At 48.2% G+C, this 21,190-nt stretch carries 23 protein-coding genes; 5 read left to right on the top strand and 18 right to left on the bottom strand.

What is annotated here, in order from left to right; all coding sequences use genetic code 11:
* Window positions 1-276 precede the first annotated feature (276 nt).
* From AWU77_RS07060 to AWU77_RS07085, 6 genes are all read right to left on the bottom strand, one after another.
* Window positions 277-570, bottom strand: a complete 294-nt coding sequence (locus AWU77_RS07060; RefSeq protein WP_062060835.1) for a hypothetical protein — start codon at window positions 568-570, stop codon at window positions 277-279.
* 94 nt (window positions 571-664) lie between these two features.
* On the bottom strand, window positions 665-1,255 hold the full coding sequence (locus AWU77_RS07065) for a hypothetical protein (protein ID WP_202966631.1): 591 nt from the start codon (window positions 1,253-1,255) through the stop codon (window positions 665-667).
* A gap of 102 nt (window positions 1,256-1,357) precedes the next feature.
* A complete protein-coding gene (locus AWU77_RS07070) occupies window positions 1,358-1,903 on the bottom strand; it encodes a hypothetical protein (protein WP_062060840.1) in 546 nt (181 codons plus the stop codon).
* A gap of 157 nt (window positions 1,904-2,060) precedes the next feature.
* Complete coding sequence (locus tag AWU77_RS07075; protein WP_062060843.1) at window positions 2,061-2,612, bottom strand: hypothetical protein; 552 nt, start codon at window positions 2,610-2,612, stop codon at window positions 2,061-2,063.
* Window positions 2,613-2,671: 59 nt separating this feature from the next.
* The gene (locus AWU77_RS07080) at window positions 2,672-2,914 is read right to left on the bottom strand and encodes a hypothetical protein (RefSeq protein WP_062060846.1); all 243 of its coding nucleotides are present in this window, start codon (window positions 2,912-2,914) and stop codon (window positions 2,672-2,674) included.
* A gap of 84 nt (window positions 2,915-2,998) precedes the next feature.
* A complete protein-coding gene (locus AWU77_RS07085; protein ID WP_152625297.1) occupies window positions 2,999-3,208 on the bottom strand; it encodes a hypothetical protein in 210 nt (69 codons plus the stop codon).
* A 519-nt stretch (window positions 3,209-3,727) separates the two neighbouring features.
* Between AWU77_RS07085 and ahpC the strand changes: the two genes are divergently transcribed.
* Complete coding sequence (gene ahpC / locus AWU77_RS07090; protein WP_062060852.1) at window positions 3,728-4,291, top strand: alkyl hydroperoxide reductase subunit C; 564 nt, start codon at window positions 3,728-3,730, stop codon at window positions 4,289-4,291.
* A 160-nt stretch (window positions 4,292-4,451) separates the two neighbouring features.
* Window positions 4,452-6,017 (top strand): alkyl hydroperoxide reductase subunit F, encoded by a 1,566-nt coding sequence (gene ahpF / locus AWU77_RS07095; protein ID WP_062060855.1) that lies wholly within the window; start codon window positions 4,452-4,454, stop codon window positions 6,015-6,017.
* Between the two features lie 40 nt (window positions 6,018-6,057).
* Here the strand turns inward: ahpF and AWU77_RS07100 are convergent, their stop codons facing one another.
* The 4 genes from AWU77_RS07100 to AWU77_RS07115 all read right to left on the bottom strand — a co-directional run bounded on the left by AWU77_RS07100 (window position 6,058) and on the right by AWU77_RS07115 (window position 8,106).
* Window positions 6,058-6,816, bottom strand: a complete 759-nt coding sequence (locus AWU77_RS07100; protein ID WP_062060858.1) for an RES family NAD+ phosphorylase — start codon at window positions 6,814-6,816, stop codon at window positions 6,058-6,060.
* A gap of 32 nt (window positions 6,817-6,848) precedes the next feature.
* A complete protein-coding gene (locus AWU77_RS07105; RefSeq protein ID WP_062060861.1) occupies window positions 6,849-7,109 on the bottom strand; it encodes a helix-turn-helix domain-containing protein in 261 nt (86 codons plus the stop codon).
* On the bottom strand, window positions 7,109-7,393 hold the full coding sequence (locus AWU77_RS21000; RefSeq protein WP_062060864.1) for a type II toxin-antitoxin system mRNA interferase toxin, RelE/StbE family: 285 nt from the start codon (window positions 7,391-7,393) through the stop codon (window positions 7,109-7,111). Before AWU77_RS21000 ends, AWU77_RS07105 begins: the two co-directional genes overlap by 1 nt.
* Before the next feature lie 98 nt (window positions 7,394-7,491).
* Window positions 7,492-8,106 (bottom strand): LysE family translocator, encoded by a 615-nt coding sequence (locus tag AWU77_RS07115; protein WP_062060867.1) that lies wholly within the window; start codon window positions 8,104-8,106, stop codon window positions 7,492-7,494.
* Between the two features lie 107 nt (window positions 8,107-8,213).
* On the opposite strand from AWU77_RS07115, the gene AWU77_RS07120 reads away from it, so the two are divergent.
* Window positions 8,214-8,555 (top strand): hypothetical protein, encoded by a 342-nt coding sequence (locus tag AWU77_RS07120; RefSeq protein WP_062060871.1) that lies wholly within the window; start codon window positions 8,214-8,216, stop codon window positions 8,553-8,555.
* Between the two features lie 348 nt (window positions 8,556-8,903).
* Here the strand turns inward: AWU77_RS07120 and ilvD are convergent, their stop codons facing one another.
* The 5 genes from ilvD to AWU77_RS07145 all read right to left on the bottom strand — a co-directional run bounded on the left by ilvD (window position 8,904) and on the right by AWU77_RS07145 (window position 15,579).
* Complete coding sequence (gene ilvD / locus AWU77_RS07125; protein ID WP_062060874.1) at window positions 8,904-10,748, bottom strand: dihydroxy-acid dehydratase; 1,845 nt, start codon at window positions 10,746-10,748, stop codon at window positions 8,904-8,906.
* Window positions 10,749-10,916: 168 nt separating this feature from the next.
* On the bottom strand, window positions 10,917-12,248 hold the full coding sequence (gene argA, locus AWU77_RS07130) for an amino-acid N-acetyltransferase (protein ID WP_084618171.1): 1,332 nt from the start codon (window positions 12,246-12,248) through the stop codon (window positions 10,917-10,919).
* Between the two features lie 56 nt (window positions 12,249-12,304).
* Window positions 12,305-13,459: an acetylornithine deacetylase gene (gene argE, locus AWU77_RS07135; RefSeq protein WP_062060877.1), complete on the bottom strand. Its 1,155-nt coding sequence runs from the start codon at window positions 13,457-13,459 to the stop codon at window positions 12,305-12,307.
* A gap of 142 nt (window positions 13,460-13,601) precedes the next feature.
* A complete protein-coding gene (locus AWU77_RS07140) occupies window positions 13,602-14,876 on the bottom strand; it encodes an inorganic phosphate transporter (protein ID WP_062060880.1) in 1,275 nt (424 codons plus the stop codon).
* A gap of 25 nt (window positions 14,877-14,901) precedes the next feature.
* Complete coding sequence (locus AWU77_RS07145) at window positions 14,902-15,579, bottom strand: TIGR00153 family protein (RefSeq protein WP_062060883.1); 678 nt, start codon at window positions 15,577-15,579, stop codon at window positions 14,902-14,904.
* 242 nt (window positions 15,580-15,821) lie between these two features.
* On the opposite strand from AWU77_RS07145, the gene AWU77_RS07155 reads away from it, so the two are divergent.
* Together AWU77_RS07155 and AWU77_RS07160 are read left to right on the top strand one after the other, a co-directional pair.
* Window positions 15,822-17,591 carry a GspE/PulE family protein gene (locus AWU77_RS07155; protein WP_062060889.1) on the top strand — a complete coding sequence of 590 codons (1,770 nt, stop codon included), beginning with the start codon at window positions 15,822-15,824 and terminating at the stop codon, window positions 17,589-17,591.
* Window positions 17,592-17,693: 102 nt separating this feature from the next.
* Window positions 17,694-18,308 carry a helix-turn-helix domain-containing protein gene (locus AWU77_RS07160; protein ID WP_062060892.1) on the top strand — a complete coding sequence of 205 codons (615 nt, stop codon included), beginning with the start codon at window positions 17,694-17,696 and terminating at the stop codon, window positions 18,306-18,308.
* Between the two features lie 61 nt (window positions 18,309-18,369).
* Here the strand turns inward: AWU77_RS07160 and AWU77_RS07165 are convergent, their stop codons facing one another.
* The 3 genes from AWU77_RS07165 to AWU77_RS07175 form a co-directional block, all read right to left on the bottom strand.
* Complete coding sequence (locus AWU77_RS07165) at window positions 18,370-19,152, bottom strand: sulfite exporter TauE/SafE family protein (RefSeq protein ID WP_062060895.1); 783 nt, start codon at window positions 19,150-19,152, stop codon at window positions 18,370-18,372.
* A gap of 178 nt (window positions 19,153-19,330) precedes the next feature.
* Window positions 19,331-20,245, bottom strand: coding sequence for a hypothetical protein (locus AWU77_RS07170; protein ID WP_062060898.1), 915 nt, complete (start codon window positions 20,243-20,245; stop codon window positions 19,331-19,333).
* Window positions 20,246-20,395: 150 nt separating this feature from the next.
* Window positions 20,396-21,166 (bottom strand): polysaccharide lyase, encoded by a 771-nt coding sequence (locus AWU77_RS07175; protein ID WP_062060901.1) that lies wholly within the window; start codon window positions 21,164-21,166, stop codon window positions 20,396-20,398.
* Window positions 21,167-21,190: the final 24 nt, after the last annotated feature.

Raw genomic sequence — 21,190 nt, forward strand, 5'->3', positions numbered from 1 at the left:
TATGGGCGTGCTTTTTATTTTGGGTTGTAAATGTTTAGCGCCTAGAATAGACGATTACCTGAAAAATAAGAAAGGAGTATGGAAAACCGCAGGTCTTGAGAATTAACTATACAAATTGTCGAGCAGGGTAAGCACAAAAAGGTTGCGCTTACGGTCTGCATGCGAAAAGTGGTGGCCATTTTAAATGCGATGGTGCGAGATCATTGCGAGTGGCAAGCTAACTAAATTTGCGTTGCAGGTATTGATTTTTTACCACAGTCGCTTGTTATACGCTCTCTAGCTTTCTTTTTTCCCGAAATAATACCCTAAAATTAAAGTAATAATTGGGGGTAAAATAGTTGCACATTTATCGAAAATTTCTTTTCCCGGTGAATTGATGGCAGCATCAGGTTGTTCAAAATAGAACATTGCCATGGCAAGCGCAAAAAGAAGGCCGATACCCGTAAGTATTACAGCACCAAAACTAATTATTCTTGAATTATCACTTGATTCGCGCTGCTTTACCAGTACAAAAATAATTCCAACAATAACTATCAGTTCGCCGAAGGAAAAAATTAATACAGGTTCCATGTTAATCACTCCGATTTTGTTTCACGCCCGCAACAGCGGAAAATTAGGCGCGCCAGCGAATAATTTTTCCGACTGCTTGCGCTTGTTAAATTTTCTATAAATCCGGCAAAACTGTTGGATCAAAGCCCCACATATGATCTGGATTTCGAGTACATCTAACCACTGTAGTTTTATTGTTTTTTGGACCTATCGATCTAAGTTTAAGCTTGCCTGTACATTTGGGACAGCTACCCTCAATTTTAGTGATATATATTTCGCCTCTGGATCCAGATTCAAGACTAAAAAAAGGTGGAAAGCTCATGTGCTTAGTCTGCACTAGCACCATGCCAATAGGAAATAATATGGCACCGATTGCCATAGATAAGATAAAGAAGAATTGATACTCAGTGCCTACAAACCCAAGAATACTTGCGATACTACCAAAGAGGCTAAGTAAACCGGAAAGAACCAGCCAAGAAGCCTTTAACTGAGTTCCTGCTATTGAGAGAGGCCTAACTTTCGTGCGATCAATGTACGCTTTCTCAAATTCATCTTCACTCGAATTAATATTAATCGTATTTCCAGTAACGTGATTCCGCTGGCCAAAGTTAATTGAGCTATCTCCAGATGAAATGGTTACATTTCCGGTTGGATTCAAATTGTTTCCACACTCAGAACAAAACTTTGCTTGTTCAGTAGCTTCCACTCCACATTCAGTACAGTGCATCGTTGTTATTTCTCCTAAAATTTAACGAATGTTATGGACTTCCCCCTCTTGACACGCAGTGCGCGGTGCTTGAGCGAATTATTAACTTGTTATTTTTTCATAGAACTCAGCCAATTCCTTGTGGAACTCTGATTGAGCCTCTTTAACTTGGTCACTTATTTTCGAAAGATTATTAAAACCTTGAATCTTTTTTTGGAAAATTATTTCTTCCCTAAGGGAGTATTCTATTTTTGTGCAAACACGGAGTTTTTCTACTGCTTTTTCTGCCTTGAGCAAACGTAGCTTCGATACTGATGAATACAACTTAACCCAAGACTCAACTAAACCGACGTCACGCTCTTTAATTCCATCAATATTTTTTTGATTAAGTTCAATATGCTCTAAATCATTATCAGCTTTTATTGCAATGGACTTGGCTCTCGATAAAAACATATTTAAGGCATTAAAATATGTATCTATGTCGTCAGATATTTTTTCTAACAACTTAATTTTATGTTCTAATACATACTTGTCTTGCGATGACTTTGCCGAATAGCGCATACCCAAGATAGTTACAAAACCTGTAATCAATGAAGGGAGCCCAATTTTCACGACATTGTCTGCAACTTCAATCCAAGTTTTATCCAATTTATTTCTCCATAGGCTCTTAAGTTAAAGCCGCGTACAACGGCAGTTTGTAAGTTGTGATTTTGTGGGTTAGTTTTGCGCAGAAAAATCACAAAACTGCGACTTACAAACTGTCCAGCGCACAACGTGCGCGAGTTGTTACGCTTGTTGGCGCTCATTAAAATGCACGATCTTCCAGTTTTATAATATCACTGTAATAGGTCTCAAATGGTGTAACAACAGTTGCGATTGTTCCCATAACTTTTGGCTGATTGAAAACATTTCTAATTACTAAGCTACCAGCAACTGCACTAATACCTCTTAACACTATAATAGTTCGCCTGAGGTAATCTTTATCTATAATCGCCTTTCTTCCAATAGTAAAAGCGGGTGACTTTACCTCTCTAATATATTTACTATCCACTCTCCCGGCATTATGGGCATATAGATTTCTACGCGCAGTAATTTCGCAAAATATTTCTAAGTTTATTGAGTGATGATCTTTGAAGTGATTGCCGAATCCGAGTTTTGTCTTGCTATCTTTTAAAAAATAATCTAGTGGATTGCCATAAAAAATACTACGAACTTTTTCTTCAATAATAGAGCCAATTATTTCTTCACGAGATGATTTTGAAATAATTGTATCTAGCAATTTATATTGTCTATCAATCGTCTCCAGTGAATCTCTTGAGTTCAATTTTTCAGGGTGTTCCTCATAGACAGTAACCATTAGGTCTTTTAGAAAATCCTCTGTTAATGCAACTGCCGTGACAAATGACCTATCTGGATTTACTTTTTTGCGATATGATCAGCAACACCATAAGTATGCATAACTGATTTTTTATGAATGGTTTTGCTTCGGCCAGACAAACTTTCTTGATCAAACTGTGAGATCGCCCCATCCTTTACTTTTTCTCGAATAATTTTTGTATAAAATTCGATGAAGTTATACGAAGTCCAAACATCCTTCATGTCGCGATTATAGTCTTTAAATCTCGCTGCTATTCTTTTGTGTGGAGGTATAGAGTGCATGAATTATCCATTCCTGATATGCGCTTACAATGTAATTAGATGGAAAGTTTCCGCCTTTCGCGTCGGAATTTTTTCGTCTAAGTTTTAAAGGTTGTTTAATAACACATCTTCCAATTGCTCGCCATTACTGGCTTTTAATTGCGCCATCATTTGTTGTTGATGGCGCGAAAGGAGGAATACTTCCGGCTTAACTTTTGTGGGCTTGAGCAAAGTATTCATTTGCCCAGCTTTCATTACTGCACCTGCATCCGCTTTCGGCTCCATTTCGCCCTTAACGCTCGTTGGGGTTCGCAAGCTCACTACCAACCTACGGGCTGCTCTCTGCCTGACAGTCTGTAGCGTGAGTCGGAGGGCGGAAAACCAATTAAAGACCATAGCAATATTCCTCGCCAAATTAAATTACACGCTCTGACGCAATTGCCACAAATCTCTTTGTGCGCGGCACAGCGCCGACACGCTCCTCTCTTACTATGACCACATGAACAAACGACAAGGTAGTCGCTGAACCTAAAGGAATATTGTTCATTAGCTTCCGAAAGGAGGCTCCAGCCGGCTTGCCATTCCGGCAAGTGAATCTGCAATCCGAAAGCCGCAATTCCAGGGATGGGTTGCAGCTTTTTTGTGCTCATGTCGATAGCCAATAAGAATCTATTCATGTATTTCGATAAATTTTAAATATCGCCCGTATGGTGACACTCAATTGGCCGCCTGACGCCTGAATCCCTAATCTGTGCCCTGTAACGCAATTAACCCACGGGCTTAGCCCGTATAGACCCCAAGGGCGTAGCCCAATCAGATCTAGGAGTGTGACTCATGGCAACTATCAACTCAGAAATTAAACCTTTCAGCGCTCAGGCTTATCACCAAGGCAAATTCGTACCAGTGACTGACGCTGACCTGAAAGGTAAGTGGTCTGTGGTGTTCTTCTACCCAGCTGACTTCACCTTTGTTTGCCCCACCGAATTGGGCGACCTGGCGGACAACTACGCCGAATTCCAACGCATGGGCGTAGAGATCTACTCAGTGTCTACCGACACTCACTTCACTCATAAAGCATGGCACGACAGCTCCGAGACCATTGGCAAAATCCAATACCCAATGATCGGCGACCCAACCGGCACTATCACGCGCAACTTCGGTGTGATGATCGAAGAGGCTGGTCTGGCTGATCGCGGTACTTTCGTGATCGATCCAGAAGGCAAAATCCAAATCATCGAAATCAACGCCGGTGGTATCGGCCGCGATGCATCTGAACTGCTGCGCAAAGTAAAAGCCGCGCAATACGTTGCTGCTCACCCAGGTGAAGTGTGCCCAGCTAAGTGGAAAGAAGGTGAAGCGACTTTGGCTCCATCTCTCGATTTGGTTGGAAAAATCTAAGATTGCTGATTCGTCACTCCCGCTTGCTGGAGTCCAGCTTTTAATTGCTAAGACCTATGGATCCCCGCATGAGGGGATGACATTTGCAAGCAAGCAACCGTTGTAGAAAAAGCCCGCTCACAAGGCGGGCTTTTATTAAAAAATTCTTATGGAGAACACCATGTTAGATGCCGCGATTAAAGGCCAACTCAAAGCCTATTTGGAAAAACTGCAACGCCCCATCCAACTGGTTGCAAGTCTGGATGACAGCGCAAAAAGTCAGGAGATGTATAGCCTTCTGCAAGAAATTTCTACACTTTCCGATAAAGTGAGTGTAAGTGATCAAGGTAATTCAAATTATCGTCCATCGTTTGCAGTAGCCGCTCAAGGCGAGGCTCCGCACATTCATTTCGCAGGAATTCCAATGGGGCACGAGTTTACCTCGTTGGTTTTAGCCTTGTTGCAAACCGGTGGCCATCCGCCGAAAGTGGATGCAAAAACCATCGAACAAATTAAAGCGATTGACGGCAAGTTTCATTTTGAAGTCTTTGTCTCGCTCTCCTGTCACAACTGCCCGGACGTAGTGCAAGCGGTAAATTTATTGGCAGCGCTTAACCCGAATTTTTCTGCCACCATGATTGATGGCGCGCTCTTTCAAAACGAAGTTGAGCAGCGCAAAGTTATGGCGGTGCCGAGTGTGTATTTAAACGGCGAGCATTTTGGCCAGGGCCGTATGACGCTGGAAGAAATTATCGCCAAAATCGATACAGGTGCCGCCGAGCGCGATGCAAAAGCGCTGAGCGAACGTGATCCATACGATGTGCTAGTAATCGGTGGTGGCCCAGCCGGTGCGGCAGCAGCCATTTATTCTGCGCGCAAAGGTATTCGCACTGGTGTGGTCGCTGAACGTTTCGGCGGTCAGGTGTTGGATACTGTCTCGATCGAAAATTTTATTTCGGTAAAAGAAACCGAAGGCCCGAAACTGGCGATGGCCTTAGAGCAGCATGTTAAAGAATACGATGTTGATCTGATGAACTTGCAAAAAGCGGCGGAAGTTATTCCCGGTGAGAATCACGGTGATTTAATCGAAGTGAAGCTCGCTAGCGGTGCCAGCTTAAAAAGTAAAAGCATTATTCTCGCTACCGGCGCGCGCTGGAGAGAAATGAATGTGCCGGGCGAGCAAGAATATCGCGGCAAAGGTGTTGCCTACTGCCCACACTGCGACGGCCCTTTGTTTAAAGGCAAACGTGTGGCGGTAATCGGCGGCGGCAACTCGGGTGTGGAAGCGGCAATTGATTTGGCGGGTATTGTCGCCCATGTGACTTTGATCGAATTCGATTCAAAATTGCGTGCCGATGCAGTTCTGCAGCGCAAATTATTCAGCTTGCCGAATGTGACGGTAATTACCGAGGCGCTGACAACAGAAGTGATCGGCAACGGTGAAAAAGTGACCGCACTGAAATACAAAAGCCGCAATACCGATGAAATCGCAACGGTAGAATTAGAAGGCATTTTTGTGCAAATCGGTTTGTTGCCCAATACCGACTTCTTAAAAGGTACGGTGCAGCTGACCAATCGCGGTGAAATTGAAATCAACGCGCGCGGTGAAACATCAGTGCCGGGAGTGTTTGCGGCGGGCGATTGTACTAATGTGCCTTACAAGCAAATTATTATCGCCATGGGCGCGGGAGCAACTGCATCACTCGGTGCGTTTGATCACTTGATTCGCACCAGTGCTCCGGCTTGATAGTGTTTTGAAAATGGAAGTGTTGGCGCACCTCCATTTTCTAGTAACTAGTTGTTACCCCTTTAATTGGGGATGCCTCTATTATTTTGGTGTTAATTTGCCATAGTTCAGCGTCTATTGGATCTGCATCATCCAAATTAAACAGTGCAATATTTTGGCTTATACCTGAGTATCTTTCCTCTCCCTTAAGTCGCGCATCAAATTGAGATTGATAGATAATGCCGTCAAAACCGTTATGTTTAAAAAATTCTGCAATTATCTGAGTCGGGGTATAAAAGTGCCTCTGATTTTCATCTTCTGCTGGACGGGAGAATGCTCCTCCAATCTCAATCCATGTGGATTTTTCAGAATCTTCGGCATTTTTCGGGTTATGGCCGAAATAATAGTGATGCCAGCCTGGGCGATCCAAGGTGCAATCAATAAGGTTTAGCTCTCTATTAGTAATAAATCTGGCAACTGTTATTGGTTGTCTATTTGCCGTTCTAGTTTCTGCGATAGCGGTTTCTTTTCGGCTGGCGAGGTACAGCACATTTATGTTGTAGGGATTAATTCTGCCTTCGCTGCGTAAGTTTTTTTTCGGTTTCATTTCCTCTTTGGTCAGAATTCCGCTCACAGCGTTGCTTGCCCTAGCCCTAAAGTATTCCGCGCCTTGAGGGATTGATTGGGTTCGAGTTTTGCTTGAATCAAGAAGCGCATTTAGAAAAACATTGGTCTTTTCTGACCAAAAATGCCTTTCCTCATTTAAAACCCTTTCAATAAATTCTGAAAATGATTTTGGTGAAAGAATAAAATCGCTCATCACTTTTTGCCTATTGGGATCACTGGTAATCGTTAAGCTGCTGTACTGTTATCCAATTTCCACCCTGGAAAAACCAATACTGCCGGATGGCACTTTAACGCGGTTGCCAGCACCTTAGCTCGCTCGACTCCAAGATTAATTCGGCCAGATTCAATGCTGGAAATGGTGGATTGCGGGATGCCAGTGAGTTCTGCCAGCTGATTTTGGCTCAGCTCCTGGAGTTCGCGAATAATGCGTACAGATTCACCGGGAGTGATGATTATGTGTTGTTTGGCGGGAATAAAATCTTTCATCAGGACTTCCTCTTGTAATCATGAGGGGTAACTTCGACTACATTGACATAAAGCTCTTTGCCGTTGATTTGGTAAATAACGCGGTATTGAATATTTAGGCGTGACGAGCGAAAACCTTTCCACTCCCCCTGTAATCGTTCATCCTTAAAACCTGTAATGGTTTTAAGGCCTTCCGGTCCGGAGATTTCAACAATGCTTTTCCATATCTCATAACGTGCCAAGATCTCAGCGGACACCTTGCTTAGTTGTTTCGTGAGCTTTCTATGTTCGTATATTGTCCACATATCTTTTATGGTATGTATTGCTGTTATGGTATGTCAAGTATTGAGGGTGTATCCCTGCCTTGAATTTCGGTATTTAGCATCAGAGCTCTCTGGTTATGTTATAGCTTGGCAAAGGCCAATGCTGCGCCCGCGAGAATTAATGCACCGCCAGAAATCCAATTAAACCAGCGCTGGTGCTCTGGTGATTTTAGCCAGCGCACAATGCTGCGTCCGCCAACCGCGTAGATGCTCATCCAAACAAAATCCATCGCTAAAAATATCACTGTGAGCAATGCAAATTGTGGCGGCATACTGCGCTGGATGTCGATAAATTGCGGAAAGAGTGCGCCGAAATAAATCAGCCCCTTGGGGTTGGTTACCGCCACGATAAACGCTTTGCTGAATAAATGGCTGCTGCGTATTTGACGGGATTCCAGATCAACACTTAATGCTGGCGCCAATACCAATTGAATGCCCAGATACACGAGATAAGCTGCACCAATCCATTTAATGGTATGAAAAATCCATTCCGCTTGTTCAACTAATAAACCTAACCCCAATGCCGATAACAACATCAACACCAAATTGCCCACACTGGCACCGAGCATGGTGTAGAGCGATTTGCGAAAGCCGTAGCGCCCGGCATCGATCATACATGCCAGCATCACTGGCCCGGGGCTAGCAGAGAGTACGAGGGTAATGGTGGTAAATAGCCAGAGTTGATCGAGCGGCATAGCGGCATCCTGAGGCGAGGAAAGCGGAGTTTAGCAGAGCCGCCTGCAGCGTCGCTAAAGTCTTCTATACTCAAACGATTCATCACGAACTAAATGCAAGGTGTGTTATGTCGAATAGCAGTATTTCCAAAGCCATTAAGGTGCTTGAAGATTTGTTGGGCGGATTGAATCAAGCCTACTGGGAGGCGAATAGTTTGGATCGAAAAGATTTTTTTTACGATCTAATTAGCGTATTGCATGCGGAGTTATCGGAACTGAACAAGCTGAGTGTGCAAGACCATTATCTGGATTATGAACCGGTGACAGAAGAGTTGCGTGCCGTGCGCCCTAAGCTGAGCCGTTTGCGCAAACTCGTTGATGATTTTGCGCTGCGTTCCACTACAGCAACGCGCCTTGAGTATTTAATTAACGAGGCAATGATGTTGATGGGGCACAATCCACCAGCTTGATTAGTTTTTATAGCCTTTCCTAATCAGTTTTGTGGGTTTATCGCTAAATAATTTAAATAGAAGAATAAAAAAACTGGCAACGACTGAAATGTGAACAATACTGAAACTACCGGTAAGGGTTTCTTCCTGTGAGTGCAACGGCTTCTGATTTGGTTGGCTCATCGATTTAGGAAGGCGTACCGTTACCAGTGGGTTTTCTCTTGGCCCAGTTTGGAACTCCCCTTTGTTTGTACTCTAGTATGGTCTTGGCCGGCATCTTGTGGTGTCGGCTTTTTTTATTGTTAATAGGCTTCCATTTGTTGGTAAGTTAGCGCCGCAAAAATATGAGCTGCGGCGCTAACTTATTTATCAGTCGAGTTTACTTAAATCCCTAACCGCGCCTTTGTCTGCACTGGTTGCTAACATGGCGTAAGCCTTTAGCGAGGCAGAAATTTTGCGTGGGCGGACTTCAGTTGGCTTCCAGGCCAATGCACCTTTTGCTTCTTCGGCGGCGCGGCGCGCATCCAGTTCGGCATCGGTCAGAACTACATTAATGCTGCGATTGGGTATGTCGATACGGATAATATCGCCGGTTTGCACCAAGCCAATCGCGCCACCAGATGCCGCTTCAGGGGATACGTGGCCAATCGACAAGCCAGAAGTACCGCCAGAGAAGCGGCCATCGGTTAAGAGTGCGCAAGCCTTGCCCAAACCTTTGGATTTCAAATAACTGGTGGGGTACAGCATTTCCTGCATGCCGGGGCCACCTTTGGGGCCTTCGTAGCGAATTACGACCACATCGCCTTCTTTTACCTTGCCATCCAAAATATCGGCAACGGCTGCATCTTGGCTTTCTACTACATAGGCCTTGCCTTCAAACACCCAGCAGCTTTCATCCACGCCAGAGGTTTTTACCACGCAGCCATCAAGGGCGATATTGCCTTTGAGTACAGCCAAGCCGCCTTCTTTGCTGTAAGCATTTTTCACTGAGCGAATGCAGCCTTCTGCGCGGTCGCCGTCTAGCGTTGGCCAGCGGGTAGATTGGCTAAACGCTGTTTGGGTAGGGATGCCTGCAGGGCCGGCTTTGTAGAAGGTCGCAACCGCTTCAGATGAGGTGCTGATAATGTCCCACTTATCCAAAGCTTCCTGGAAGGTTTTGCTGTGAACAGTCGGCAACTGGTTGTGGAACAGGCCGCCGCGATTTAGCTCGGCCAAAATAGCCATAACACCGCCGGCGCGATGCACATCTTCCATATGGTATTTAGGGGTGTTGGGGGCAACCTTACACAATTGCGGAACCTTGCGGCTCATGCGGTCTACATCAAACATGGTGAAGGGCACATCGCCCTCTTGCGCCGCAGCCAACAGGTGCAAAATGGTATTGGTAGAACCGCCCATGGCGATATCCAAGGCCATGGCATTTTCAAAGGCATCAAAGGTGGCGATGGAGCGTGGTAGCACGCTGTAGTCATCTTCTTCGTAGTAGCGTTTGGTGATTTCAACAATGCGGCGGCCAGCTTCTAAAAAGAGTTGCTCGCGGTCAGAGTGAGTTGCTAACAAGGAGCCGTTACCGGGCAAGGATAAACCCAGCGCTTCGGTCAAACAGTTCATGGAGTTGGCGGTGAACATACCAGAGCAAGAGCCGCAGGTAGGGCAGGCAGAGCGCTCGTATTCAGCCACTTTTTCGTCGCTGGCGTTGTCGTCTACCGCAATCACCATGGCATCAACCAAATCGAGCTTGTGCTCAGAGAGTTTGGTTTTGCCCGCTTCCATTGGGCCACCGGAAACGAAAATCACGGGGATGTTCAAGCGCATAGCGGCCATGAGCATACCGGGGGTAATTTTGTCGCAGTTGGAGATACATACAATCGCGTCGGCGCAGTGGGCGTTAACCATGTATTCAACTGAGTCGGCGATGATGTCGCGCGAGGGCAAGCTGTAGAGCATGCCGTCGTGACCCATGGCGATGCCGTCATCTACGGCGATGGTATTGAATTCTTTGGCGACACCACCGGCCTTTTCAATTTCTCGTGCAACCAGTTGCCCCAAGTCTTTCAGGTGAACATGGCCGGGTACAAATTGGGTAAAAGAGTTGGCGATAGCGATAATAGGTTTTTCAAAATCGCCGTCTTTCATGCCGGTAGCGCGCCATAAAGCGCGAGCACCGGCCATATTGCGGCCAGCAGTGGTGGTTTTGGAGCGATAGATTGGCATAAAGCATAACCTCGTAAAGCGTGTCGCGCGTTGCGGCCAGCGGTGGGTTTGGATGTAGTGATGCGTGAAATGATACCAGAAAGCGGCCATTTTCGGCAGCTTGGCAGTGGTGGGATATTGCAAGCTGCGCCGCCTTCAATGGTCTTGAGAGCGGCGCTAATCCGGTGGCTATATCAGGGTTTTGATAAAAATCTTGGAGTTGCGCTGATAGTTATAAAGCTCCTGTTTGGCGATGGGCAAATCGTCAATTTTCCCCTGCACAAAACCCTGCTCGATAAACCAGTGAGCCGTTTGAGTGGTGAGCAAAAAGAGTTGTTTGATTTTTTGTTTGCGCGCCTGTGTTTCCATTTGTTGCAGCAGAGTTGCAGCGCGGCCGCCATTGCGATATTCCGGATGAGTTGCCACACAAGATAGCTCCGCCATATCGCCGTAGGGGTAGAGTGCTGCGCAGGCGATAATAGAGCCGTCTTTGTCCATCACATGAAATTTATTGATTTCCGTTTCCAATACTTCGCGTGAGCGACGCACCAAAATTCCCTGTTCTTCAAGTGGGCGAATTAATTCCAGGATACCGGCGACATCATCGATAGTGGCGGTGCGCAACTGCTCGTATTGCCCGGAGTAAATCATGGTGCCCAAACCGTCGCGGGTAAACAGTTCGGTCAGCAACGCGCCATCGGTTTCGTAACTGATTAATTGCGCGCGCTGCACACCTTGCAGGCAACTTAAATAACAGGCGCTGACCGCCTGCTGCAAATCAAAACTGATGTTGTTGCCGTGTTCATTGAGGTAATTTTTACATTCCGGTAGCGATAGCTGACGAATTAAATTGCCTTCGCTATCGCTCAAGCCATTGCCTTCAACAAAGGCTAATAATTTGTCGGCTTTAATAGCGCCCGCGACATGAGTGGCAACATCGCTAAAGGTTAAATTAAAAATTTCACCTGTGGGTGAGTAGGCCATTGGCGATAGCAATACTACCGCGCCGGAATCGAGTGCGGCATTGAGCGAGCGTGTGTTGACCTTGCGCACTTTGCCGGTGTGTTGCAAATCCACACCATCAATTACACCGTGAGGCATGGCTACCACAAAATTGCCGCTGATGACTTGCATATCGGCATCGTGCATGGGGGAGTTGGGCAGACTGGTGGAAAGCGCTGCTTCAACAATCGTGCGCGCCTCGCCAATCGCTTGAATCACCAAGCGTAAACTTTCGCTGTCGGTGATGCGCAAATGATTGTGAAACTGGCTAAACGTATCGGCTACTTGCAAGCGTTCATCGATTTGCGGGCGTGCGCCGTGCACTAGGACCAAGCGCACATCAAGGCTACACAGCAGCGCTATGTCGTGCACTATATTGTGAAAGTTCGCGTGGGTGATGGCTTCACCCGGCAGCATCAGCACAAAGGTTTTATCACTGTGTCTGTTGATGTAGGGCGTCGAGTGTCGAAACCATTTCACATAGGCGTTGGTATTAGTGTCTTGAGGGTTCACAGGCACGATATGTCTCTTGTTAAAAAGTCTTTTAAAAAATCATTGTTGTGGTGAAAGAAAAACTACAAACAATATTGCTCGATCAGCCCGCGCACAATCTTTACTGCCGGTTCAATCTGATCGAGTGGAATAAATTCATCCGGTTGGTGTGCCTGATTAATCGAGCCTGGCCCGAGCACGACAGTTTGCATGCCGAGCTGTTGCATAAACGGCGCTTCGGTGGCGAAGGCAACACTCTCGGAATGATTGCCGGTCAATTGTTCGCACAGTTTTATCAGCTCACTGTGTTCGTCTTCACCGAAGGGATCAACACCTTCAAACAGCGATGATAAAACAATATCGGTGCCGCTGCGCTCGGCGATAGGTGTTAAGCGCTGCTGAATCGCGGCGCGCACGTCGTTGTTATCCATGCCCGGCAGCAGGCGCAAATCAAAATGCAATTCGCAATCACCGCAGATGCGATTGGCGCCATCGCCGCCGTGAATGCAACCTAAATTCAGTGTGGGTGTTTGCACGGCAAATCCGGCGTTGCGATATTTTAATTGCAATTCATTGCGCAGGCCGAGGAGTTCATTCATCACCTGATTCATCGCCTCCAGCGCATTATTACCCAGCGCTGGATTGGAGGAATGACCGCTCTGGCCGCGCACACGAATCACTTCCATCATGATGCCTTTGTGCATGCGAATTGGCACCAGCTCAGTGGGTTCGCCAATCACCGCATAGCGCGGCGATGCACCGGGAATGCCTGCTTTAGTCAGTGCTCGGGCGCCACTCATACTGCTCTCTTCGTCGGCGGTGGCGAGCACAATCAGCGGGTGTTTAAATGTGTGGCCGATATAGGGTTTGACCGCTTCGATAATGACCGGAAAAAACCCTTTCATATCGGTAGCGCCAAGGCCGTAGAGCTTGCCGTCTTTTTCGGTGAGCCTGAAGGGGTCGGATTGCCAGCGGTTGGCATCGTAGGGAACAGTATCGCTATGCCCCGCCAGTACTAATCCACCTTCGCCGCGGCCAAGGGTGGCGATCAGGTTGGCTTTGCCGGCTTGCGCGAGTTCCATCACCTGGGTATTGAAACCCAGATCGGCAAAACAACTGGCGAGATAATCAATCACCGCGCGGTTGCTCATATCCCACTCCGGCACGGCGCAGCTTACCGATGGCAGAGAAACCAGGTTTTGTAGGTGATCCTGATAGCGTTTGAAGTCAATAGTCATGGCATGGCTCAGTCATTCATGTCGGCTTGTTATCGGCGATTGCAGTCAAAAATGCAAGCGCGGCGGGATATAAATAGCGCAGGCAATAAAAAACCCGAGGCGGATGACCGGCTCGGGTTTTGGGGTGATAAGCAAAACAAACTTAGCTAAATACACCTTTGAAAAAGAAGAAAAACAGAATCGACAGACCGGCACCGGCAGGCAGGGTAATTAACCAAGAGGCAAAAATACCGCCAATAACACGCAGGTTGAGGGCACCAATTCCACGCGCTAAGCCTACCCCCAATACTGCACCAACCAAGGTGTGAGTGGTGGAAATAGGCAGGCCAATACCTGAGGCGATAACCACTGTCGCAGCGGCGGCCATTTCGGCAGCAAAACCGCGGCTGGGGGTCAGCTCGGTAATTTTTTTACCGATGGTGATCATCACTTTGTAGCCGTAAGTGGCCAAACCAACCACTATGCCAACGCCGCCGAGCAGCAAAATCCAGGGTGCAACTGCTGCTTTAGCGCCGACTGCGCCAGACTGGATCACACTGATCACTGCCGCCATCGGGCCGACTGCGTTAGCGACATCATTGGAGCCGTGGGCAAAGGCCATAGCGCAGGCGGTGAAGATCATCAGCACGCCAAACACTCGCTCAACACTGGAGAAGCGGTTGTTTTTGTCTGCGGCGGCATCTTGGGTGATACGGCTCAGTAAATACATGCCAATCACCGCAACCACTAGGCCAATCACTGCGGCAATCATCATGGCTTGCAGGAAGCTGAATTCGACTTGATGCGATTTGAGCACATGCTTGAGGCCTTTGAGGATGGTAACCATCGACAGGAAAAACCCGACCGCAAACATGTAGAACGGAATGTAACGCTTGGCATTGGTAAACGGGTCTTCGGTATCCAGAATCAAATGTTGTACCGAGCGGAAAATCCAGAAGGAGATGATACCGGCGACCAGAGGGGAGGTTACCCAGCTGGCGACTATGCCCCAGACTTGGCCCCATTGCACAGCATCAACCGAGATGCCCACTGCCGCAAACCCAATAATGGCGCCGACGATGGAGTGGGTAGTGGATACCGGCCAACCCAGAATACTGGCAATCAGCAGCCAGGAACCGGCGGCCAGCAGCGAAGACAGCATGCCGAAGATAAATAAATCCGGGTGGTCGGTCATTACCGCCACATCAACTATGCCGCTGCGGATAGTTTCCGTTACTTCACCACCGGCGAGGTAGGCACCGGTAAATTCAAACACCATCGCGATAATAATCGCCTGTTTCATGGTCAGTGCGCGTGCGCCAACGGAGGTGCCCATGGCGTTGGAGACGTCGTTTGCGCCTATCCCCCAAGCCATAAACAAACCGAAGACACAGGCCAGTACGAACAGCGTTTGGCCGTGTTCAGCTAATAAAGTCATTGTGGATTCCCCAAGATAAACAGGATTAATGCGCGAGCAGCAGCTGTAAGCGGCCGCCCACGTCATGGGCACGGTTAGCAATATCACCTACCCAGTCGATGATGTTGTATAGGAACATCACATCGACTGGCGGTAGTTGAGCTTCCAGTGCGAAGAGTGAAGTGCGAACCCCGATTTCCAGTTGATCGGCTTTCTCCTCCAGAATGTCCAACTCCTTGATCATGTTTTCAACGACAGTCAGCTCGCGCCCGCTAAAGCCGGTTTCGAGCAGTTCATCGAGTTCGTTGATGGCGGTGAGAGCTTGTTCGGCAGCGGCTACACTGGCGCGCACAAACTCATTCATTTGGTCTTTCATGCTGGCCGGAATGGTCATCCGGCGGCCCATAATAATGCCCGCGATATCTTTGGCGCGGTTGGGGATGCGGTCTTGCATGGTCAGCAGTTCCAGCAAGTCGGTACGCGGTACCGGCAGGAACAGGCTCTTAGGGAGGTGTAGACGCAGATGTTTTTTGATTTCATCGGCTTCATTTTCGAACTTCACTACGCGCTGTTGGATTTCGCTGGCAAGCGCCCAGTCATCGCTGGTAACGGCTTCAAAAAAACTGATCAATTCCGAAGCGGCTTTAACAGCCAGCGCCATATGCTCTTGCATAGGTTTGATGGGTGAACGGCCAAACAGGTTCGACAGATTAGCAAAAGGCATGAAATACCCCTCCGGTTAAAAGTGCGTGCAGTATAGAAAGATCGTCTCTCAGGGTCACGCGGCTTTATTACATTTTTATGATGTTTTTGTGACTATTTTTGGGGCGTGGCTGGCGAGTGATCAACCGGAGGTGGCCGATTGCATTCTAGATGACGCTACCAACTTGAGCGTCATTGGGCAGACTCTTGGCCTTGGAGCCGCTACAATCCGTTGATCTCCAATCAATAAACAGGAACGATAAGATGGCGCAGGTGTTGGATCGGGTATTGGATTTACGCGGCTTGATTCAGGATCTGGTCGCCGATGGGCGCATGAAACAGGTCGATGCCAATATCTTGCTTGGCGCCTCGCGCACCCGCGAGCAGGCGATCATGCACCCGCTAGCCTATATCGCCACCCAAAATCTGGAAGATGTGCGGCGCCCCGGCAAAAACCTCGATGGCGATACCCTGACCGAATGGTTGGCGACCAAAGCGCACTTGCCGCTGTTTCATATTGATGCGATGAAAATTGATGTCGCCAAGTGTACCGAGGTGATGAGTTACGCCTTCGCCAAGCGTCACGGCATTTTGTGCGTCAAAGTTGAGGCAGATCATGTGGTTATCGCCTGTACCCAGCCGTTTATGGAAGGGTGGGAGCCACAGGTAGAGCATGTCGCGCGGCGCAAGGTTAAGCGCGTGGTGGCTAACCCTGCCGATATAGAGCGGTTTATGGTGGAGTTTTACACTCTCGCGCGCTCGGTGTCTGGTGCCAGCGGTGCAACTGCAGCGTCTGCGATTACCAACTTTGAGCAGCTGGTGGAGTTGGGCAGCGCCACCGACCCTGATGCCAATGACCAGCACATAGTCAAAATCGTAGATTGGTTGCTGCAATACGCCTACGACCAGCGCGCCTCCGATATTCATATAGAACCGCGCCGGGAAGTCGGGCGCATCCGCTTCCGTATCGACGGGGTATTGCATTACGTCTACGAATTGCCTGCTAATGTCGCCACTGCCGTCACCAGTCGCTTCAAGGTCTTGGCGCGCATGGATATAGCCGAAAAACGCAAGCCGCAAGATGGCCGGATCAAAACCCGCCGCAGCGATGGCAGCGAAATCGAACTGCGTATGTCCACCCTGCCCACCGCCTTTGGCGAAAAACTGGTGATGCGGATTTTTGACCCGGAAGTGTTGCAGCGCAGTTTTGCCGATTTAGGCTTGGTGGGTGACGACTATGCGCGCTGGTATTCCATGCTCTCGCGCCCGAACGGGATCTTGCTGGTGACCGGCCCGACTGGCTCGGGTAAAACCACCACGCTCTACTCATCGCTGCGCCAGGTCGCGACCGATGAAGTGAACGTCAGCACTATTGAAGATCCCATCGAAATGGTGGAAGAGCGCTTCAACCAAACCCAGGTGCATCACAAAATCGGGCTGGATTTTGCCGCCGGTATCCGCAGCCTGATGCGGCAAGACCCAGACATCATCATGGTGGGTGAAATCCGCGATCTGGAAACCGCGCAGATGGCAGTCCAAGCCGCACTCACCGGCCACTTGGTGCTCTCCACCGTGCACACCAACGATGCTCCCTCAACTGTCGCGCGGATGCTCGATTTGGGCATTCCGTCTTACCTTATCAACGCCACCATGCTCGGTGTGATGGCGCAGCGTTTGGTGCGCACCCTCTGCCCACACTGCAAAGAAGAGGGCGAAATCACCCAGGCACACTGGCAGGAATTGGTCGCCCCTTGGAAAGTAAATCTGCCCGCCAGAGTCTATCGCCCGGTGGGCTGTTTGGAATGCCGCAATACCGGCTACCTCGGGCGTCAGGGTTTGTATGAAATCCTCATGCTCTCCGACACCCTCAAAGAAAAAGTCACTAGCGATTGCAACCTGCAGGAATTGCGCAAGCTGGCGATGAAAGAAGGCATGCGCACCCTGCGTTTATCCGGCGCGCAAAAAGTCGCCGCCGGTTTGACCACCATGGAAGAAGTCTTGCGTGTCGCACCACCGCCGGAGAAGGTGGGGTGATGTTGGCGGCTTATTGACGGTACTGGCGGCTAACTGTCGTAGCTTTCGATTAGCCAAATCCACTAGGCTCTGTTGGTTCTTACTATTACCGGAGCCCAACTTATGGACAGTTTTGCACAAGAGATGAAAATATCCTCCACCAAGATCCGTCACCTGCGAACTCAGCTCGGTTGGTCGCAAGAGCAGCTCGCACTCGCCTCCGGCTTGAGTTTGCGTACCATCCAGCGGGTTGAGGCAGAAGGTAAAGCATCGCGCGAAACACGTGTTTGTTTGGCGGCCACATTGAGCGTGGAGTTGGCAGAGTTATTTGATGAGTCAAATTCAGATGCAGAAATGCTGCCGGTGCCATCTGTCTTCCGCTACAAACTCGCACTGGCCGTGGCAGGCTTGGGGTTAGTGCCAATACTCCTCAATATTGCAGGATTTATTGCGAGTAACGTTTTGCTGTCAGCTTTGCATATGATGGTTATTGCGCTCTCTTTGTACGGTAGTTTTGGTTGGTACTTTACCGGTCAGCCGCGACCTGCGTCGCGCGGCAAGCGTTATGTGCAGGTCACTTTTATTGCAGGGGCGATGTTTTTTGCGTTTGCTTTTTTTGGGCAAGACAATTCAAGCCCGGCTGCAATTGGCGTTGCGGCTCAGATTACAGCTTTAGCATTAGGAGTTTATTTTTTGCTGGATTACTGGCTATCGCGGCGGACGGTAAAAGTAGAGTGAAACAAAAATGGCGACCCGAGAGTCGCCATTTTTTATGCCTGTTGTTTATGGCTTGTATCGATCACCACAACAATTTAATCCCCACAAACACCAACATAATCGCCAGTGCCGGGCGCAGGTAGTGGTCGGCGACGCGGTTGGCTAAATGGCTGCCGAGGTAGATGCCCGGCAGTGAACCGATTAACAAATTGGCGAGTAAATGCCAATCCACATTCCCCATACCGGCGTGCCCCATGCCGGCTACTAGGGTGAGTGGTACGGCGTGGGCGATTTCTGTGCCTACCAAACGCACGGTGGGTAGCAAAGGGTAGAGCATAAACAGCGCAACCGTGCCCAAGGCGCCAGCGCCGATGGAGGTGAGGGTGACTACTGCGCCGAGTACCATGCCGGTTATAACCGTCGCAATCATCTGGCTGCGGCGATTCATGCGGGTGATCCAGCTATTGTTTTTCTTGCTGTAATCAAAAATTCTGCGTTTAAACAAAATCGCAACGGCGGTCAAAATCAGCGCGTATCCGAGTGTTGTCTTAATAATCCGGTTAAGTGTGTCTGTGTCCAGACTTAAACTGTGCAGCGCCCACAGGGTGAGTGCGGCAGCAGGCAAACTGCCCAGTGCTAGCTCGCCGGTGATCTTCCAGTCGATATTTTTCTTTTTGTGGTGGACATGAATGCCGCCCGCTTTGGTGATCGCGGCATAGAGTAAATCGGTGCCCACCGCGTTGGCGGGGCTTACGCCGAACCACAGCAGGATTGGGGTCATCAGCGAGCCGCCGCCCACACCGGTCATGCCAACGATAAAACCAACCACCAATCCGGCGATTACATAACCAATCTGAAAGTCCATAAGTATTGCTCACACGATGTACTATTAACGGTAAGGTTTTTACCGTCATTAAAAAGGTCGTGCAGGCTATCAGCCGAATGCGTTAATGCCTAATGATAATTAGTTAGATGCTTATAACCATTGATATGCGAGCTGCCGGCGCGTCAATTTAGCTTAGGTATAGTGAAAGTGGATGTAGTTAGTTGGCAGGGGCAAGGGTAGGTTGGGAGTAGTGAATGGTCAGTGGGTCGATTAAATACTGTTCGTAATCCTTGGGTAAATCATTCACCGAGGGGTTTTCCAAGAAAAACAATTTGCGCTCTGGTAACCGGGTAAACTGAATACTTGGTAAATTGTGTTGGCGCCACAGCTTCAGCAATGAGCCATCGGCATAGGCTATTTTAATTCCTTCCTGGAGTCGCTGTTTGAGTGCGATGTTATTTTTGTTGAGATAAAAAAAGCGTGGCAGGCGATAGACCAGTGCAAAACTGTCATCGTAAGTGAGGTTGCCAATGTGTTGGAACTGTTTGTACTCTTTCATTAGTTCATTGGCGCCGCGGCAGAGCAAGTCAAAACGGCCACCAACAACCATCTTGAATAAATTCTTGTAGTTGCCAACCTCGGAAACATTAAAGCCGTTGTGACGCAATATTTTAACGTCTGCCCAGCCCTCTCCCTGTCCTATGGTGTATCGGCGCAATTCATCCAAGTTAATAACTTGTTGGACTTCTTCTTTGATGAGCGGATTCACAAAACAAATCCGATAACCAATGATGCCTAAATTGAGCGGAAAAGGTATGTAAGTGAGGTCATCCAGTTCTTCGAGCTTTTTGTCGTAACTCGCTCCCAGAACCAAATTGGGATAGGTGTTGTTGTGCAGAGAGTAGAGTGTGCGCACAACATTGGTTGGGGGTATGGCCTGCAGTTGGTAGTCACCATAAGTAGCGCGGGTTTTTTCCAGCGCCAAACGTAAAACATCTATGTCATACATCAAGCGGAAAGCGCCAACATTTTGTGGTGTTCTGTGCCTGACCTGCATATCAGCCTGCGCCCAGGCTACAGAAAGCCACAGCAAAGCCGCGATAAGCAGAAAATGCGAGCGCAACCGGTACATAACAAAAACCTGTTAGCTAACTCATCTAAGCTTAGCAGTTTCTTGGCGCATTAATTGTTATTTATGGGAATAATAAGCCGGTGTGATTAAGCAAAATAAGCCTGAAAAAGTGGGCGCCATCAATTCTGTTTTGCACGGCTAAATGTGCATTTAATGTTTGTCGATTTTTGCCGGACAAGTTTTGCCAATCAGATGAGTGTCCCGCTCCAGTAATTCGGTGAGGTTGTCGGTTTCAATCGCGCCATCAATGAAGATTTCCTCTACAGTTTTTTCTTGTGTGCGCAAAATGCCGATTTGGGTAAACATCAGCGCATCTTGGGTGGGTAGGTTTTTGAAATGATGTTTGCCCATGTGTTTGCCATTGATCCAGACTTCAGCCGAACCGACTTCAGGATCAGTTGACCAATGGATATGCATAGCGACACGATGCCATTTGCCGGGAGCCGCGCCCTCGGGTAATTTCCACAATACTTTTTTTGCCGCTGTTTCCTGAAAACTTAATTCGCTGCCGGCAATATTAAAACGCAGCATTTGTTGCCAGCTCTTATCGGATTCCCAATAACCCAATTCGTGTTTGTGTTGGCTGAGTTTTTTCGGCAGATAGAAGCTGAATGCAAAAAAAGTATCTTTACCTTCGTGGGTCATCCCTGCTGAATTACGGTGATGAAACTCGCTGCGATTTAAAGATTTATTGCCCTTCCACAAAAACGAATCGTCGCCAGTCAAACGCACTTTGCCTGCGTGTTTGCCATCAAAGACACAATCGTTGGTAACTGATAGCCCGGCGACATTGATGGGCGTGTTCCACTGGCTAATATCGCCCGTTTCAAAGTCGCCCTGCCAGATGATGCTGGCGTTACTTGATTGTGCCGCAACAATAAGTGCCATTGCACTGCAAAAAAGTGCGAGTGTTTTTTTCATAAGATAAATCCTTGGAATTATTAT

Source organism: Cellvibrio sp. OA-2007, from assembly GCF_000953825.1.
Taxonomy (GTDB): domain Bacteria; phylum Pseudomonadota; class Gammaproteobacteria; order Pseudomonadales; family Cellvibrionaceae; genus Cellvibrio.

Excerpts from the sequence above, each read along its gene's own strand:
- AWU77_RS07100 (WP_062060858.1), bottom strand. The coding sequence starts at position 6,816 with ATGAGCGATTTTATTCTTTCACCAAAATCATTTTCAGAATTTATTGAA.
- ilvD (WP_062060874.1), bottom strand. The coding sequence starts at position 10,748 with ATGCCAATCTATCGCTCCAAAACCACCACTGCTGGCCGCAATATGGCC.
- AWU77_RS07165 (WP_062060895.1), bottom strand. The coding sequence starts at position 19,152 with ATGGACTTTCAGATTGGTTATGTAATCGCCGGATTGGTGGTTGGTTTT.
- AWU77_RS21000 (WP_062060864.1), bottom strand. The coding sequence starts at position 7,393 with ATGTGGACAATATACGAACATAGAAAGCTCACGAAACAACTAAGCAAG.
- AWU77_RS07060 (WP_062060835.1), bottom strand. The coding sequence starts at position 570 with ATGGAACCTGTATTAATTTTTTCCTTCGGCGAACTGATAGTTATTGTT.
- AWU77_RS07120 (WP_062060871.1), top strand. The coding sequence starts at position 8,214 with ATGTCGAATAGCAGTATTTCCAAAGCCATTAAGGTGCTTGAAGATTTG.
- AWU77_RS07175 (WP_062060901.1), bottom strand. The coding sequence starts at position 21,166 with ATGAAAAAAACACTCGCACTTTTTTGCAGTGCAATGGCACTTATTGTT.
- AWU77_RS07075 (WP_062060843.1), bottom strand. The coding sequence starts at position 2,612 with ATGGTTACTGTCTATGAGGAACACCCTGAAAAATTGAACTCAAGAGAT.
- AWU77_RS07170 (WP_062060898.1), bottom strand. The coding sequence starts at position 20,245 with ATGTACCGGTTGCGCTCGCATTTTCTGCTTATCGCGGCTTTGCTGTGG.
- AWU77_RS07155 (WP_062060889.1), top strand. The coding sequence starts at position 15,822 with ATGGCGCAGGTGTTGGATCGGGTATTGGATTTACGCGGCTTGATTCAG.
- AWU77_RS07115 (WP_062060867.1), bottom strand. The coding sequence starts at position 8,106 with ATGCCGCTCGATCAACTCTGGCTATTTACCACCATTACCCTCGTACTC.
- argE (WP_062060877.1), bottom strand. The coding sequence starts at position 13,459 with ATGACTATTGACTTCAAACGCTATCAGGATCACCTACAAAACCTGGTT.
- AWU77_RS07160 (WP_062060892.1), top strand. The coding sequence starts at position 17,694 with ATGGACAGTTTTGCACAAGAGATGAAAATATCCTCCACCAAGATCCGT.
- ahpC (WP_062060852.1), top strand. The coding sequence starts at position 3,728 with ATGGCAACTATCAACTCAGAAATTAAACCTTTCAGCGCTCAGGCTTAT.
- AWU77_RS07105 (WP_062060861.1), bottom strand. The coding sequence starts at position 7,109 with ATGAAAGATTTTATTCCCGCCAAACAACACATAATCATCACTCCCGGT.
- AWU77_RS07145 (WP_062060883.1), bottom strand. The coding sequence starts at position 15,579 with ATGCCTTTTGCTAATCTGTCGAACCTGTTTGGCCGTTCACCCATCAAA.
- AWU77_RS07080 (WP_062060846.1), bottom strand. The coding sequence starts at position 2,914 with ATGCACTCTATACCTCCACACAAAAGAATAGCAGCGAGATTTAAAGAC.
- ahpF (WP_062060855.1), top strand. The coding sequence starts at position 4,452 with ATGTTAGATGCCGCGATTAAAGGCCAACTCAAAGCCTATTTGGAAAAA.
- AWU77_RS07140 (WP_062060880.1), bottom strand. The coding sequence starts at position 14,876 with ATGACTTTATTAGCTGAACACGGCCAAACGCTGTTCGTACTGGCCTGT.